The sequence below is a fragment of the Paenibacillus arenosi genome (assembly GCF_014841135.1).
Lineage (GTDB): Bacteria > Bacillota > Bacilli > Paenibacillales > Paenibacillaceae > Paenibacillus_B > Paenibacillus_B arenosi.
This window is the reverse complement of record NZ_JACYTN010000022.1, coordinates 23207-38384: the sequence shown is the minus strand read 5'-3', so window position 1 is coordinate 38384 and position 15178 is coordinate 23207. Positions and strand designations below refer to the sequence as shown.

Below are 15178 nucleotides of genomic sequence, written 5' to 3'. Positions count from 1 at the left end.
CCTTATCTACCCAAACGATCCAATGCCATCTTATAACCATCGTTACCATAGTTCAAGCAGCGTTTAACGCGAGAAATCGTCGCTGTACTCGCACCCGTCTCTGCTTCGATCTGGTTATACGTGCTGCCTTTTCCGAGCATACGTGCAACTTCAAGACGCTGTGAAAGAGATTGAATCTCGTTCACCGTGCACAGATCATCAAAGAAAATATAGCATTCTTCTACAGATTTAAGTGTAAGAATCGACTCAAATAACTGTTCAATCGATTTATCATTCAACTTTTTCAGTTGCACATCGTTCACTCCTAGTGTACAAAATATGTACTTCATTACCAATATTGTACGACCTTTAGATTACCTTTTCAAGCGGTAAAGTTTTTATGCGTTAGCGAACTACCGTACCTATTCAGGCCCTTTTTCACCGTACTTATTACGTTGGGCGTTCACCCACGGGCGAACGTCCACACGAGTTGTTCGCCTACGACATACAGTATAGCAAACAGGGGCATTTGCCAACCCCTAATCTCATTTGAAAAGGGTGATACCATGAATCAGTCGCGGCCCCCGTATGCATCGCCATCTATCCCGGGCATTCCTCATATCCCAACGATGCAGTCTCCATCTCAGCCAGTAGTGCCGCAGCCAGCTTACACAGTGCCTTCTTTTAACTACTCGCCTACGCCAGCGAACATACGGAACCAACCTGCTCCGTCGACATACAATTATCCTCCTGCAGCACCTGTTCAACCAGCGAGGAGTTTCACACCGCATCCGAACAACAATCCGGCCCCCATCACACCGCCTACAACCGAAGTCGTCCCGTACCAAGCACCAGAAGCAGCCGTAACGCCTGCAGCAACTGCTGACACAACTGCACCATCCAAGAAATCGAACTTCAATATAGGCGACATTAAAGGATTTATTGATCGAATGGGTGGTATCGATGGACTCGTTAGCACGATGCAAAAAGTCCAGAAAGTCGTGCAGGGGTTCCAACAAATCGCCCCTGTAGCCAAACTGCTGGTCGGATCATTTGCCTCAGGTAAATCGAAGAACAAAGATGAAGACAACGAAGAAATGTTCTACACACCACCCAAAAAACGTCCAAAAAAAAGACCTCCAGCAAACAAGCGCCGCCCGAATAAAAAACCTGCGTCCAATCTGAATGGGCAGCGTCCAAGAAAAGGCACCGCCAAAGCGTCCAGTCGCCAGAAATCTGTACCGAGTCAGCCGCACATCTTCTAATAGAAGATACTCATTTCCAAACTGTTCATAGGGCACATCATTTCATCTATATGGATATAGATACGTACAAAAAGAACCTTCTGCTCCACAGTTAGTGGTTGGAAGGTTCTTTTTGTACTCTATTTTAATACCTACCGTACTCCAATGAGCTTAGCGTAAGAATAAAAGATCAATCAATTTAAAGGTAACTATCGCTAGTCCCGCACAGATCGGAATCGTGATGAACCATGTAACAACGATTCGTCCTGCCACACCCCATTTAACAGCGGAGAAGCGCTTTGCAGAACCTACACCGAGAATGGAAGACGTGATCGCATGCGTTGTGCTTACTGGAAGACCTATAAATGTTGCACCCATAATGACGGACGCAGCGGAGAAGTCAGCTGCAAAGCCGTTAATCGGTTCAATTTTAAAAATCTTCGTACCCATCGTCTTGATAATCTTCCAACCACCGACAGCTGTACCTAATGCCATAGCAATCGCTGCAGAAAGTTTAACCCACGTTTGAATTTCCATATCACCACTAGCTTGGAATCCGCCAGCGATAAGTGCAAACGTGATGATACCCATCGCTTTTTGCGCATCATTCGTACCATGCGTAAACGCTTGGAATGCAGCTGTAACGATTTGCATAGAACGGAAGCCTTTATTGACAGTGTGCGGACTGCGTCTGCCAAATATCCATTTTAAAATCGTCATAATACAATAACCAATGGCAAAGGCAAGAATTGGTGAAACAATTAGCGCAATTACGATATTTTTGAACCCAGCCATATTCAGTGCATCCATACCTGCTCCTGCATAAACGCCACCTGCCAATGCACCGATAAGTGCGTGGGAGGAGGATGATGGAATACCGAACCACCATGTAACCAAGTTCCAAATGATCGCTGCAATAAGTGCAGCTGCTACGATTTCTACCCCAAACTCCAGCTGAGCAGGGTCAGCGATACTACCACCGATCGTCTTCGCAACACCTGTAAACGCAAGTGCACCAACAAAGTTCATCACCGAAGCCAAAATAATTGCTCTACGCGGTGTCAATGCACGTGTCGATACCGAAGTTGCAATCGCATTAGCTGTATCGTGGAAGCCGTTGATGAAGTCGAACGCCAAAGCCAAGAAGATGACGAACGAAATCACGATTAAACCCATATCTATTGTCATAGTAAACGATTGCTTAGCAATGCTCAAATGAGTGACTGCCCGCGCAACCCTAGACCTCCTTCAATCCTTAAAATACCTGCCAAGGGCTGCTTAGGAATTACGCATTACGATCGATTCAAGAATATGTGCAACGTCTTCACAGCTATCTGTCGTTTCTTCAAGACGCTCATAGATCTCTTTGTATTTAATGAGTGTAATAGGATCTGTAATTGTTGCGAACAAATGCTTAATACCGCGACGTAGAAGCTCGTCCCCTTCGTTCTCCAGATCATTCACTTTGATGCTATGTTCACGGATTGCCAACAGCTTCTTTTGAGTCATCAAACGAATTGCCTTTTGGATCTCATATGTGCTGCGTTTCAACACATCTGCAAAAAGAATACAGATTTCATCACGTTCGGTTACTTGATACATGTCAAAACGAGAAGCACACGCTTCCATACCATCTAGTACATCATCAAGCGCAGTTGTTAAAGCCATAATGTCGTCACGTTCGATAGGAGTAATGAACGTCTTGTTCAGCTCCTTCAAAATCGTATGTGTAAACACGTCACATTTGCTTTCAAGTTCTTTCATGTTTTTTGCAAACTCAGACACATTGTCCATCGTTTCTACACCTTTTACAAACACCTCAGACGCCTGCACCAGTGTATCCGCCATGTTTTGCAGCGTTTCAAAAAACACGTCTTTTTTCTTGAACATTTCTGAAATCTCCTTTGCAATCAAGTTGCATATGTGTTGGTTTATATTGGTTAAACCATAGGATATCTTATCACAAACTATAGCCTCTTTGTAAAGAATTATATGCGCATAATTCTGCAAAATTTGACGATTTATTTGAGATTAACGGATAATGCCTCGAAATAGGTACCAACTCTATCGACATTTATACGACAAAACGGCTAAAAACCGCGTCATATCGCCTTTTATTGCGCTTTCCACACAGCACGATCTTTACTCGATTTATCATCTGTAATGATTAACATATGAGTCGTTCCAGGCTTAAATAATGCTTTTTGTCCATCAACCTTGAATTCAAATGAACCATTTGACCGCAGCCATTCACCGTTTACCGCTTGTCCATCACGAATGATAACGGCTCGCCCGCCTGCGCGCACATCAACTTCAAGCCGTCCGACATCATCGAGTACTCGGTGCTTCGCATATATAAGAACAAGATTGGCTGCCTTTAGCGCTTCACCGCTAATTTTGTCCGTATGCGGAGCTCCTGCCATATGCCGGATATAATGTCCACTACGCTCTTCGTATTGATACTCAACCAATTCGGAATGATTGGAGAAGGCGACACGTAAGTGCTTGGCAGGCTCACCTGCCATAGCAGCGTTCGTATCGTCTGCACGATTATTGCTCACAAATGAAAATGCTGGGACATCTGCAGTCATCTCATATTTTTTCTTCGTCATGCCTTGCACGATCTTTTCTGCATTTGTATATAAGTTATGAGGAGCTCTCCGCTGCTTGTCTCTCCAAAAATAAGGTCCTGCGTTGCTGATTTCATCTAAATAGTCTTTATTTTGCCGCTGCAAAATACGATAGCCATCTGGGCTTCCACCCGCATGAACGAGCGCAGCACCAAAGCTCTCCCCAATATCGATCAGATACGGTCTAATACTGCGTACGGGGCCTATCTCACCTTTATAAGTACTGTCACTGTGATAAATAGCTACTAGTCTTGTTATACCGCCTTCCGCCAGTACTTCAACTAATACATCTGCCTGCTGTAGGCCAGACTGCGGGCGCGCTCGCTTCTGATTGTTTATCATCACTGCAATTGGGCGCTTCGTTGGTTCACCAGCTTCCCAAGCCAAACCGGTTAACGGTGCAATCACCGCCTCTTCTTGCGGTTCTTCTGGCGTTGGTATAGGTTCAGCAACTTGTGGGGGAACAACAGGTGTTGTTTCTTGAGGTTCTGGCTTGCTATTGCATGCGGATAATAAGATGGTCACACCTAATAATACGAACATCAACCTTTTTCTACGCTGTATAAAATGAGGCACATAAGAATAAAACGATGGTTCAGCCAAATGTGACACCTCCCTGATTATACTGCCGAACATTTCCAGCTATTTCACGCCTAATTATGGAGGAAAAACTACACCTTGTCTATGAACAACAAAAAGAGCAATCCTTGTTAGAGAATTGCTCACGTCTCTCATTTTTAAATACTCCAATGTGCCCAACTCTTCTGACGTTGTTCCCATTGATTCAACCATTCCACCGTACGTTCAAATACTACACTGCGATGCTCTCCCGACGAATACGTATGATCGGCTTGGAACACAATCTCCTTATCACATTGTCCGTCACTGCGCATCCAGAAAATTTTCTGGTACAAGAAACTGTAGTCCGCGGGTATGACATCATCAGATGTTCCGTGGATAAGCAGCACATCGCCTGCAAACCTCGATGCTTCTTGAAACGGCTGGTGCTTGCCAAGTGTATCAAAATATCGAGGTGTAAATGTATAGCCTGCATAGTCAGTCTCACCACGCTTAATGGATTCATCATACCGAGCACGACCAATAATGTTGACAATATCATTGAACGGGTAGGCAACAGGAGACCACAGCACAAGGCGCTTTACGCGTTGATCACGCACCGCAGTAAGCAAGGCAACGGCTCCACCCAGACTATGTCCGAGCAGCGTCACACGCTGTGGATCTACATCGCCGCAGCTCAATGCATAATCAAGTACCGCTTGAGTCTGTTCGATCATCGCATCGATACCGAGGTCACCGTATGTTCCCGTGCTCTCTCCGCAGCCTGCATAGTCAAAGCGCACAACAATATGCCCTTCATTCGCCAATCGTCGCGATGCATTTACGAACAATCGATCGACACCGATACGACTACCGATAAAGCCATGGCATATGACCGTCAAAGGCACTCGACGACTCGAACCTTCTTCGGATCGCTCCTCATACGGCCCTCGCTTCTCTGGATAATGGATCGATGCGACGATCCGTTCCTGATTCCACTTCAAATCAACTACCCGCTCCATACGTCACACCAGCCTCCATATATATCTTATAATTCCGATTAAATTACTTGTATTTAAGTTATAAGCATTTTATCATTCCAAACAAACGATGTCAATAAGCTTATTTCCATATGTTAACTCCCCTTGAACCCAATTACTTTAAGCTAAATGAACTCACCTCTTTCACTGACAATTGAACAATAAAAAGCCACACCTTCTTAAAAAGGTGTGGCTCACTGCTCCAGAATTGTTCCTCAATCATGCATTCCATAAAACCAATTGAGCATATGCTGGGTTTCCTTTGCCCCCGCTTGCCAGCCATCATCAGATGCCGTGTCAGACGACACGGGATCAGCGGCTCCAAACTGTGGTGCATGCTCCCCAGAACTAGATAGAGCTGCTTGCTGCCCCGCACTACTGTTAATACTAACACCCGCTTGTTCTGAACTGTTAGTGTCTACACCGTAACTTAACCCAGCCGTTCCGCTAGTCGACGCAGTTACAGCATGCAAGGAAGAGCCAGCGACTCCTTCCGTATCGATACTTAACGCTTGGCCAGGTTCACTTTGCACAAAAGACTGATAACGCACTGCCTCATCGGAACCTCGCAAGTTCTCCTCTGATAAAAACTGCTGAGTTAATGCCCAGCCTTCTTGATCGTAGTTGTCATATTCATAGTTAGTCATACGAAGTCCCCCTCCACTTGTTCACGCACAGTCCTATCGTTCAACATTATGATGATACGCAGGAATATGCGAATGCCTGTCGTTAGAATAGGCTTAGTATGAGATGGTTATGCTGCCGCTATTCGTCTATATGCTCAAGAGATGGAGGAACTTTTGCTCACTGACACAAAGTCGCCACAAGCTACAAACAAAGCAAAGAAGCCGTCTCCCCCATTCACAATCGAAAGGGAGAAACAGCTTCTTGACGTTAAGTCACCCTATTACAGCACCGTTCAGCGATTTTTCCGCAATGTCGTTTCGATACTGCATGCCTTGAAATGATACTGCCTTTACCGCTTCATAAGCAGCTTGCTGTGCACCACGAACATCTGCACCACGTCCGACTATGCCAAGCACACGCCCGCCATTTGTCACAAACTGACCTTCGCTATTACGCTTCGTACCTGCGTGGAAGACAAGTGCATGGCGAGCAGCTTCTTCTAATCCTTGAATGACATCGCCTTTGCGAGGCTTGTCTGGATAACCTTCTGCTGCCACAATCACACAAACAGCAGCTTCGTCATCCCACTCTAATTCGATCTGATGCAATGTACCATCGACAACCGCGTTAAAGACAGTAAGCAAATCTGTCTTCAAGCGTGGCAGTACAACCTGTGTCTCAGGATCACCGAAGCGAGCATTGAATTCAACTACCTTAGGCTTGCCTTGCGGCGTAATCATAAGACCTGCGAATAATATTCCTTTGAAAGGACGTCCTTCCGCAACCATCGCCTTAGCAGTTGGCTCAATGATTGTGCGCATCGCTTCCTCTACAATACTATCCGAAATATGTGGCAAAGGACTGTATGTGCCCATACCACCCGTATTAGGTCCACGATCACCGTCGAATATCGGTTTATGATCTTGTGCAGGCGCACAAGCACGTACCGTTTCTCCATCTACGAAAGCCAAGATCGACATTTCCTGTCCCTGCATGAATTCCTCAATGACGATTCGACTTCCCGATGTACCAAATTTGCCGTCCACCATTATTTCTTGCAGCGTTTGCTCTGCTTCCGCCAACGTTTGGGCAATGATTACGCCTTTACCAGCCGCCAATCCATCCGCTTTGATGACAATCGGCAGCGCTTGTTGACGCACATACGCTAATGCAGCATTTATATCGTCGAACGTTTCATAAGCAGCCGTAGGAATCTCATATTTGCGAAGTAAATGCTTCATAAATACTTTGCTGCCCTCGATCTCTGCTGCCGCCTTATTCGGCCCGAACACGCGTAGATTATGACTTTCTAGCACATCTGTAATACCCCCTGCCAGAGGGTCATCCGGTCCTACGATGACTAATTCCACACCTGTTTCCACCGCATAGGCCGCCATTCCTTCAAAGTCGCTGACAGCGATGTCCACGCACTCAGCCATCTCTGCTATGCCCGCGTTTCCAGGCGCACAGATAACCTCTCTTACTTGATCGCTTTGCAGCAAAGACCATACTAATGTATGTTCACGTCCCCCGCTGCCGATAACCAATACTCTCACGTCGACACCTCCGCCTTTAATCGGTCCCTAACACACAATTTCTTAATGTTTAAAATGACGTACACCCGTCATGACCATGGCTATTCCGTAATCATTCGCCACTTGAATGGACTCTTCATCACGAATCGAGCCACCAGGCTGAATGACTGCTGTAATACCTGCTTTGGCAGCTAATTCAAGCGTATCTCCCATCGGGAAAAAGGCATCAGAAGCAAGTATCGCGCCGCGTGCCTTCTCTCCTGCTTGCTCAATCGCAATTTTCGCTGCTCCGACACGGTTCATTTGACCTGCTCCAATTCCTACCGTCATCCCATCTTTCACAAGTACGATTGCATTGGACTTCACATGCTTCACTACATTCCAGCCGAATTGCAGCTGCTCCAACTCAGACTCCGTTGCTTCACGGCTCGTAACCGTTTGAAGCTTGTCAGCTTGTAGCGTATGAACATCTGTCTCCTGAACGAGCAGGCCACCCGCAATGGAAGTATACTGCCAAGCTGCACGACGTGCCTCTGGCGTTGGCTGTACCCCTGTGCGAAGTAAGCGAAGATTTTTTTTCTGTTTCAATATATCCATTGCCTCTGTTGTAAAATCAGGTGCAATAACGATCTCAAGGAATATCTCATTAAGCATTTGTGCCGTATCAGCATCAATAGGACGATTGGCTGCCACGATACCACCAAAGATGGATGTCGGATCAGATTCATAGGCTTTGCGGTAAGCTTCATAAATGCTTGCTCCAATGCCAATTCCACAAGGATTCATGTGCTTAACAGCCGCAACAGCTGGACCTTCAAATTCAGACACGATCGCAATTGCCGCATTCGCATCCTGGATATTGTTGTAAGACAATTCTTTACCATGAAGCTGCTCCGCTGTAGGCAACGAACCACGCTCAGCTAATGGAGCACGATAAAAGGCGGCCTGTTGATGTGGATTCTCCCCATAGCGTAGAGATTGTGATTTTTCATAAGTTACCGTTAGACGTTCTGGGAAAGTCTCGCCTACTTGTTCAGTTAAATAGCCCGAGATAAGCGCATCATAAGAAGCTGTATGACGGAATACCTTCGCCGCCAAGCGCTTGCGTGTTTCAAGCGTCGTATCGCCTTCTGCTTGAAGTTCACTGATAACTTGGCCATAATCTGCCGCATCCACCACGACTGTCACAAAGGCATGGTTCTTTGCCGCAGAGCGAAGCATCGTTGGACCGCCAATATCGATGTTCTCGATTGCATCTTCATACGTTACATCTGGTTTCTCAATCGTTTCTTGGAAAGGATACAAATTCACGACAACGAGGTCGATATAAGAAAGCCCTAGTTCCTGCATTTGCGCCTGATGATCAGCATTGTCGCGCACCGCAAGCAATCCACTGTGTACCGCGGGATGCAGCGTCTTCACTCGCCCATCCATAATTTCAGGAAAGCCTGTCACTTCTGAAATGCCGATAACAGGTACTTGAGACTGCTCCAGCAGCGTTTTTGTGCCGCCTGTCGAAATAATTTCTACACCTGCATCTGCCAACGCACGCGCAAACTCTACCACACCAGATTTATCTGATACACTTATAAGCGCTCTCTTAATCGACATTACTTTCTCTCCTCCATGATAACTTGATTGAGATTTTCTATCATTTTACATGCGTTATCCCTTAGCATGCTACAACATCTACAGCAACGCTGCGAAAATGATTGCTATACGACTCTCTCTATAAATGGTAGTCAGCGGCTCGATAGCCTTTCATCTCTTTAGCTGCTCGATTCACAGCTTCTTCAAAACTATAAGTTTGCATCGGCGCTACACGCTTGACTCTACGCTCTACTTGGACTCAATTTGCCTGCCACTACGTCAGCTACCGCAGCTGGATAAAGCTCATGTTCAGCAGCATGAATACGAGCAGCTAGCATCTCCTCGGTGTCTTGCTCCTCCACAAAAACAACTCGCTGTGCCAATATAGCACCTGTATCCATTCCTTCATCAACGAGATGTACGGTAACCCCTGTCACACGCACCCCATAATCAAACGCTTGCTTCACTGCATTCAATCCAGGAAATGCAGGTAGCAGCGAAGGATGGATGTTCAGCATGCGCCCACCGTAAGCACTCAACAACACAGGTGTGATAAGACGCATGTACCCTGCCAGCACAATCCAATCAATCCGCTCTTCACGCAGCTTCAGCAATACATCTTTCTCATACTGTTCTCGACTCGAATAAGCCTTTGGTGTGAAGCATGCCGCAGGTACCCCCGCAGCCTCGGCACGCTTCACAACATTAGCTTGCGGCTTATCGCATATGAGCAGCATAATATCGCACCCGTATCGCGCTGGCTCTGCTTGAAAAGCATCAACGAGAGCTTGAAAGTTAGAACCTAATCCAGATGCAAACACAGCAATTCTCGGACGACGCTTCATGCTCTCCTCTTGCCTGATACTACTTCTATCCGTTCCATTCACAACTTGCAACCCCTGTAAACTCATAGCCCTAATGTAGGAATACGTACTTTTCGGGAACCTTCCTGTACCGTACCGATCCGGTACACCGCTTCTCCGTTCGCTTCCATTAGCTCCATCGCACGTACCGCATCAGACTCAGCCACAACAACAATCATACCGATTCCCATATTAAACGTCATGTACAATTCTTCTGCTGTTAGATTGCCCTCACGTTCCAACAGCTGGAATATCGGATGTACAGGCCATGAGCCTGCTTCGATCTCAACATCAACATGCTCAGGCAGCACACGTGGAATATTTTCCAAGAAGCCGCCTCCCGTAATATGCGCCAACCCTTTCACTTTGACATGCGCCATAAGTTGCAGAAGCGGCTTTACATAAATACGAGTAGGTGTCAGCAATACTTCGCCCAAGGTCTGCTCTGTCTCAAGCTCTGGCATCGCAGCCTTAAGCGAGTAGCCCGCTTGCTCCAAGAGCAGTTTACGAACGAGTGAAAAGCCATTGCTGTGCAGTCCGCTGGAAGAGAGTCCAAGCACGACATCACCAGCTTGAATCTCAGCGCCTGTAATCACATTTTTCTTGTCTACTACCCCGACACTGAAGCCGGCAATGTCATACTCCTCAGCACTATACATACCTGGCATTTCTGCTGTCTCTCCACCAATCAGTGAGCAACCTGCCTGAGCGCAGCCTTCCGCTATACCGCTCACAATGCTCTCTATCTTCGCTGGCTCTACTTTGCCGCAAGCAAGATAATCAAGGAAGAAGAGCGGCTCCGCCCCTTGCACGACGATATCATTAACACACATCGCAACCGCATCAATTCCAATCGTATCGTGCTTATCCGCTGCAAAAGCCAACATCAGCTTCGTTCCAACACCATCTGTTCCAGAGACGAGCACCGGCTCCTCGTATTGCTTCGCATTCAGTTGGAACAATGCGCCGAAACCACCAACATCCGTTAATACTTCTGGTCGGAATGTGCGACGCACATGTTTCTTCATGCGCTCAACGGCTTCATTGCCAGCTGCTATATCAACCCCTGCTTGCTTGTATGCTTCAGACATGGTTTCTCTCCTCTTCATGAGTAAAAGATAGTAAAGGGAAATATCATTTCGTATCGATTAAGAGACAGTTATCTCCGTTCGCTGTTGTAGTCGAGTTCTTTGATGACAAGTGCTAGCGTTACAACTCGACTACAGAGGCGAAGGCGATCACGGACGTTTCTCAAATAAAATTCTGCCTCCTACTAGCACCCGCAGCTGGTCATTTTTGCTGAATAACCAAGTGGTGTGGGATAATCGTTATCGAAGCAAGCGAGGCACAAGCCTCCGCTCGCTTCCTTACCAAATGCACCACCAATTGCATCAATCATGCCCGGCTGGGACAAAAATGCTAGCGAGTCCGCACCTGTCAATTCGCATATTTGCTCCACTGTGTGCGTGAAAGCAACAAGATCATCGCTCGTCGGCGTATCTATGCCATAGAAGCATGGATTTTTAAACGGCGGCGAGGCGATCCGCAGATGAACCTCCAATGCACCTGCATCCCGCAGCATCTTCACGATGCGACGAGAAGTTGTGCCGCGTACGATAGAGTCATCAATTAACACAACTCGCTTGCCCTCTACAACGCTGCGAACCGCGCTCAGCTTCATTTTCACACCTTGCTCACGAAGCTCTTGGCTTGGTTGAATAAAGGTGCGTCCGCTGTATTTGTTCTTAATCATGCCCATCTCATAAGGAATACCAGCTTTCTCTGCATAGCCAATCGCTGCAGATATACTTGAATCCGGCACCCCGGATACGAGATCCGCTTCAACTGGAAATTCCTCTGCCAAGCGCATCCCCATACGCTTGCGAGCAGTGTGCAAGTTGACATCGTACAATTGACTGTCAGGACGAGAGAAATAAATGAATTCCATCGAGCACAACGCTCGCTTGGCAACCGGAGCAAATCGCTCTGAACGATAACCCATTGCATCGAACACAAGCATTTCTCCTGGCTCAACCGCACGAACGAAGTCAGCTCCGATCGTATCAAAGGCACAAGACTCGGATGAAAATACCCATGCATCTCCGAGGCGACCCATCACGATCGGGCGAAGTCCATACGTATCTGAAGCAACGATCAATTTGTCATTCGTCAAAATTAAGAATGCGAAGCCACCTACCAACTGACGCAATGCATCTTTGGCCGCCGTAACAAAGTCCGACTCCGAGCGAGCGATCAGATGTGCGATAACCTCTGTATCACTCGTCGTCTGAAAGATCGAACCTTTCTGCTCCAATTCACGGCGAAGCATAGGCGCGTTAACAATATTGCCATTCGTCGCAACTGCCAAGTCGCCGTCCCGTGTCTTGAATACAAGCGGTTGAGCATTCGCTAGTCGGCTATCGCCAGACGTGGAGTACCTCACATGCCCGATAGCACGATCGCCTTCCAAGCTAGCAAGTCGATCTTTATCAAACACTTCTTTCACAAGTCCCATTCCGCGATGGTAGCGAAAGGTCTGACCATCAGACGTACATATTCCTGCACTCTCTTCCCCACGATGCTGCAAAGTATGAAGACCGTAATACGAAAGTGAAGCAGCATCCTCATAACCAAACACACCGAATACACCGCATTCTTCACGTAAGCGATCAAATGGACCATCCTGACCGCCGCCCTCATTAAAGTACGATCCGCTCGCTTCCATTTGAGCAAAGCCATATGCGCGTTCAATCTCAGATCCAGCAGAAAGCTGCTGCTCGATTACCTGACTCTGATGTTGAATATGACTCCCATTTCCACCCATCCGGACTTCCTTTCCGTCTGATTGCTGACGAATTATCGCATCAGACATGGGATCGCATCCTTCCATGCACGCTCCGCTTCTTCACGGGCTACATCGATTGCAGATACACCGTTCACTTTCAATTGAATACGTTCTCCACCGACAACACCAAGCTGCTGAACCGGAACTTCGTATGTTGCACATACAGCTTGAACCGCTTCTACATGTACTGGACGGATCGAAAGCAAGACACGAGACTGAGATTCGCTAAATAGGGCAATATCCGAACGTAACCCCTCCACAGACACATTACCAGTAGCTCCGGTGCGTCCGCTAATACAGCACTCTGCATAAGCTGCCGCCAAACCGCCCTCGGATAAGTCATGCGCCGATTGAACGTACCCTTGCTGAATGGACTCTAACACCGTACGCTGCAAACGACTCTCTACATCTAAATCGATAGCAGGCGGGCGACCTTCTGTCACACCATGCATAACAAGTTGGAATTCGCTACCGCCAAGCTCCGCTTTCGTTGCGCCGAGCAGCAAGACGATATCTCCTTCTTGCTTGAACCCTTGCGTCGTAATATGGTCGACATCATGAACGAGGCCGACCATGCCGACTACAGGAGTTGGGTAAATAGAGCCTTTGGTATTTTCGTTATACAAGCTGACATTTCCGCCGATAACAGGGGTGCTAAGATGACGGCAAGCTTCTGCCATACCATCTACAGACTGCTGCATTTGCCAGAAGTTATCCGGCTTCTCCGGGCTTCCGAAGTTCAAATTATCTGTAATCGCAAGTGGTTCTGCACCCGAACAAACGATGTTACGAGCTGCTTCTGCTACTGCAATTTTTCCGCCTACATTTGGATCAAGATATACATAACGTCCGTTGCAATCTGTCGTCATCGCCAATGCTTTGCGTGTACCACGTACGAGTACAACTGCTGCATCTGAGCCAGGCGATACCGATGTATTGGTGCCAACCATATGATCGTACTGGCTGTACACCCATTCCTTGCTCGCCACCGTTGGCGATCCAAGTATGCGAAGCAGGGCATCGTTCAGATCAGAAGCTGCTGGATAACTCGTTGTATCTACTGCTGCATTAGCTTGATAATAAGCAGGTTCTGATGCTGGCTTATCGTAAACTGGGCAATCATCAACCAAGCCCTTAACTGGCATATCAGCTACGACTTCTCCGTCGAACACAAGACGCAGACGTCCATCATCCGTAACACGGCCTACTTGTCGGCAAATAACACCCCAACGATTGAATATTTCCATTGCAATCGGTTCATTCTTCTCTTCAATAACGAACAGCATCCGCTCCTGGGATTCAGAAAGCATCATCTCGTACGGCGTCATACCCCGTTCACGCTGTGGAATTTCATCCAGATTCAACTCTAGACCGTTGCCTGCTTTGCTCGCCATCTCTGCACTAGAGCATGTAAGTCCCGCTGCTCCCATGTCTTGAATACCGATGACGATGCCAGACTTGATTAACTCTAGACACGATTCCATAACGAGCTTCTCCATAAACGGATCACCCACTTGTACCGCAGGACGCTTCGCTTCCGACTCTTCTGTCAGCTCTTCTGAAGCAAAAGTAGCACCATGAATACCGTCACGTCCTGTTGGCGGACCAACATAATAGACGGGGTTGCCGATTCCTTTTGCCACACCACTTTGAATATCTTTATGATCGATAAGTCCAACACACATTGCATTCACAAGTGGATTTCCTTCGTAGCTAGCATCAAACATCACTTCGCCACCAACCGTCGGAATTCCCATACAGTTACCGTAGCCTGCGATACCTTCTACAACATGCTCAAACAAATAACGAACGCGCTCATCGCTAAGCTGACCGAAACGCAAAGAGTTCAATAAAGCAACAGGACGTGCACCCATGGAGAAAATATCACGCAAAATACCGCCCACACCCGTCGCAGCCCCTTGGAATGGCTCGATAGCAGATGGATGGTTATGGCTCTCTATTTTGAAACAAACGGCTTGCCCATCACCGATATCTACGATACCTGCACCTTCTCCTGGACCAACCAATACGCGCTCACCTGTCGTTGGAAACCGTCTTAACAAAGGTTTAGAGTTCTTGTAAGCACAATGCTCCGACCACATAACGCTGAATACACCAATCTCGGTATAATTCGGCTTGCGGCCGCCGAGCAAGCTGCAAATAATTTCGTACTCACTGTCCGATACACCCATCGTGGCATAGATACGTTCCTCAGCTATCTGCTCCGGGGTTGGCTCTTTTGCTATGACGGCCTTTGCCATCTCCAT

At 47.2% G+C, this 15178-nt stretch carries 13 protein-coding genes; 1 reads left to right on the top strand and 12 read right to left on the bottom strand.

The window, feature by feature from the left end; translation table 11 throughout:
• Positions 1-2 precede the first annotated feature (2 nt).
• The gene (locus tag IFO66_RS19185) at positions 3-293 is read right to left on the bottom strand and encodes a YerC/YecD family TrpR-related protein (RefSeq protein WP_192026710.1); all 291 of its coding nucleotides are present in this window, start codon (positions 291-293) and stop codon (positions 3-5) included.
• Positions 294-545: 252 nt separating this feature from the next.
• Here IFO66_RS19185 and IFO66_RS19180 point away from each other — a divergent pair, with 252 nt between their 5' ends.
• Entirely contained in the window at positions 546-1244 is a 699-nt protein-coding gene (locus IFO66_RS19180; protein ID WP_192026709.1) for a hypothetical protein, read from the top strand.
• A 150-nt stretch (positions 1245-1394) separates the two neighbouring features.
• On the opposite strand, the gene IFO66_RS19175 is transcribed toward IFO66_RS19180, so the two are convergent.
• The 11 genes from IFO66_RS19175 to purL all read right to left on the bottom strand — a co-directional run bounded on the left by IFO66_RS19175 (position 1395) and on the right by purL (position 15172).
• On the bottom strand, positions 1395-2405 hold the full coding sequence (locus IFO66_RS19175; protein WP_192026745.1) for an inorganic phosphate transporter: 1011 nt from the start codon (positions 2403-2405) through the stop codon (positions 1395-1397).
• Between the two features lie 96 nt (positions 2406-2501).
• On the bottom strand, positions 2502-3113 hold the full coding sequence (locus IFO66_RS19170) for a DUF47 domain-containing protein (protein WP_192026708.1): 612 nt from the start codon (positions 3111-3113) through the stop codon (positions 2502-2504).
• A gap of 224 nt (positions 3114-3337) precedes the next feature.
• Positions 3338-4456 (bottom strand): DUF3048 domain-containing protein, encoded by a 1119-nt coding sequence (locus tag IFO66_RS19165; RefSeq protein ID WP_225445904.1) that lies wholly within the window; start codon positions 4454-4456, stop codon positions 3338-3340.
• Positions 4457-4590: 134 nt separating this feature from the next.
• A complete protein-coding gene (locus IFO66_RS19160; RefSeq protein WP_192026706.1) occupies positions 4591-5433 on the bottom strand; it encodes an alpha/beta hydrolase family protein in 843 nt (280 codons plus the stop codon).
• Between the two features lie 233 nt (positions 5434-5666).
• A complete protein-coding gene (locus IFO66_RS19155; protein ID WP_192026705.1) occupies positions 5667-6098 on the bottom strand; it encodes a hypothetical protein in 432 nt (143 codons plus the stop codon).
• Positions 6099-6350: 252 nt separating this feature from the next.
• Positions 6351-7634 carry a phosphoribosylamine--glycine ligase gene (gene purD / locus IFO66_RS19150; RefSeq protein ID WP_192026704.1) on the bottom strand — a complete coding sequence of 428 codons (1284 nt, stop codon included), beginning with the start codon at positions 7632-7634 and terminating at the stop codon, positions 6351-6353.
• 42 nt (positions 7635-7676) lie between these two features.
• Positions 7677-9224 (bottom strand): bifunctional phosphoribosylaminoimidazolecarboxamide formyltransferase/IMP cyclohydrolase, encoded by a 1548-nt coding sequence (gene purH, locus IFO66_RS19145; protein WP_192026703.1) that lies wholly within the window; start codon positions 9222-9224, stop codon positions 7677-7679.
• A 221-nt stretch (positions 9225-9445) separates the two neighbouring features.
• Entirely contained in the window at positions 9446-10048 is a 603-nt protein-coding gene (gene purN / locus IFO66_RS19140; protein ID WP_192026702.1) for a phosphoribosylglycinamide formyltransferase, read from the bottom strand.
• Positions 10049-10110: 62 nt separating this feature from the next.
• On the bottom strand, positions 10111-11157 hold the full coding sequence (gene purM / locus IFO66_RS19135) for a phosphoribosylformylglycinamidine cyclo-ligase (RefSeq protein WP_192026701.1): 1047 nt from the start codon (positions 11155-11157) through the stop codon (positions 10111-10113).
• Between the two features lie 182 nt (positions 11158-11339).
• The gene (gene purF / locus IFO66_RS19130; protein WP_192026744.1) at positions 11340-12791 is read right to left on the bottom strand and encodes an amidophosphoribosyltransferase; all 1452 of its coding nucleotides are present in this window, start codon (positions 12789-12791) and stop codon (positions 11340-11342) included.
• A 131-nt stretch (positions 12792-12922) separates the two neighbouring features.
• Positions 12923-15172: a phosphoribosylformylglycinamidine synthase subunit PurL gene (gene purL / locus IFO66_RS19125; RefSeq protein WP_192026743.1), complete on the bottom strand. Its 2250-nt coding sequence runs from the start codon at positions 15170-15172 to the stop codon at positions 12923-12925.
• Between the last annotated feature and the right edge of the window lie 6 nt (positions 15173-15178).

Excerpts from the sequence above, each read along its gene's own strand:
- IFO66_RS19180 (WP_192026709.1), top strand. The coding sequence starts at position 546 with ATGAATCAGTCGCGGCCCCCGTATGCATCGCCATCTATCCCGGGCATT.
- IFO66_RS19170 (WP_192026708.1), bottom strand. The coding sequence starts at position 3,113 with ATGTTCAAGAAAAAAGACGTGTTTTTTGAAACGCTGCAAAACATGGCG.
- IFO66_RS19160 (WP_192026706.1), bottom strand. The coding sequence starts at position 5,433 with ATGGAGCGGGTAGTTGATTTGAAGTGGAATCAGGAACGGATCGTCGCA.
- IFO66_RS19155 (WP_192026705.1), bottom strand. The coding sequence starts at position 6,098 with ATGACTAACTATGAATATGACAACTACGATCAAGAAGGCTGGGCATTA.
- purH (WP_192026703.1), bottom strand. The coding sequence starts at position 9,224 with ATGTCGATTAAGAGAGCGCTTATAAGTGTATCAGATAAATCTGGTGTG.
- purN (WP_192026702.1), bottom strand. The coding sequence starts at position 10,048 with ATGAAGCGTCGTCCGAGAATTGCTGTGTTTGCATCTGGATTAGGTTCT.
- purM (WP_192026701.1), bottom strand. The coding sequence starts at position 11,157 with ATGTCTGAAGCATACAAGCAAGCAGGGGTTGATATAGCAGCTGGCAAT.
- purF (WP_192026744.1), bottom strand. The coding sequence starts at position 12,791 with ATGGAAGCGAGCGGATCGTACTTTAATGAGGGCGGCGGTCAGGATGGT.
- purL (WP_192026743.1), bottom strand. The coding sequence starts at position 15,172 with ATGGCAAAGGCCGTCATAGCAAAAGAGCCAACCCCGGAGCAGATAGCT.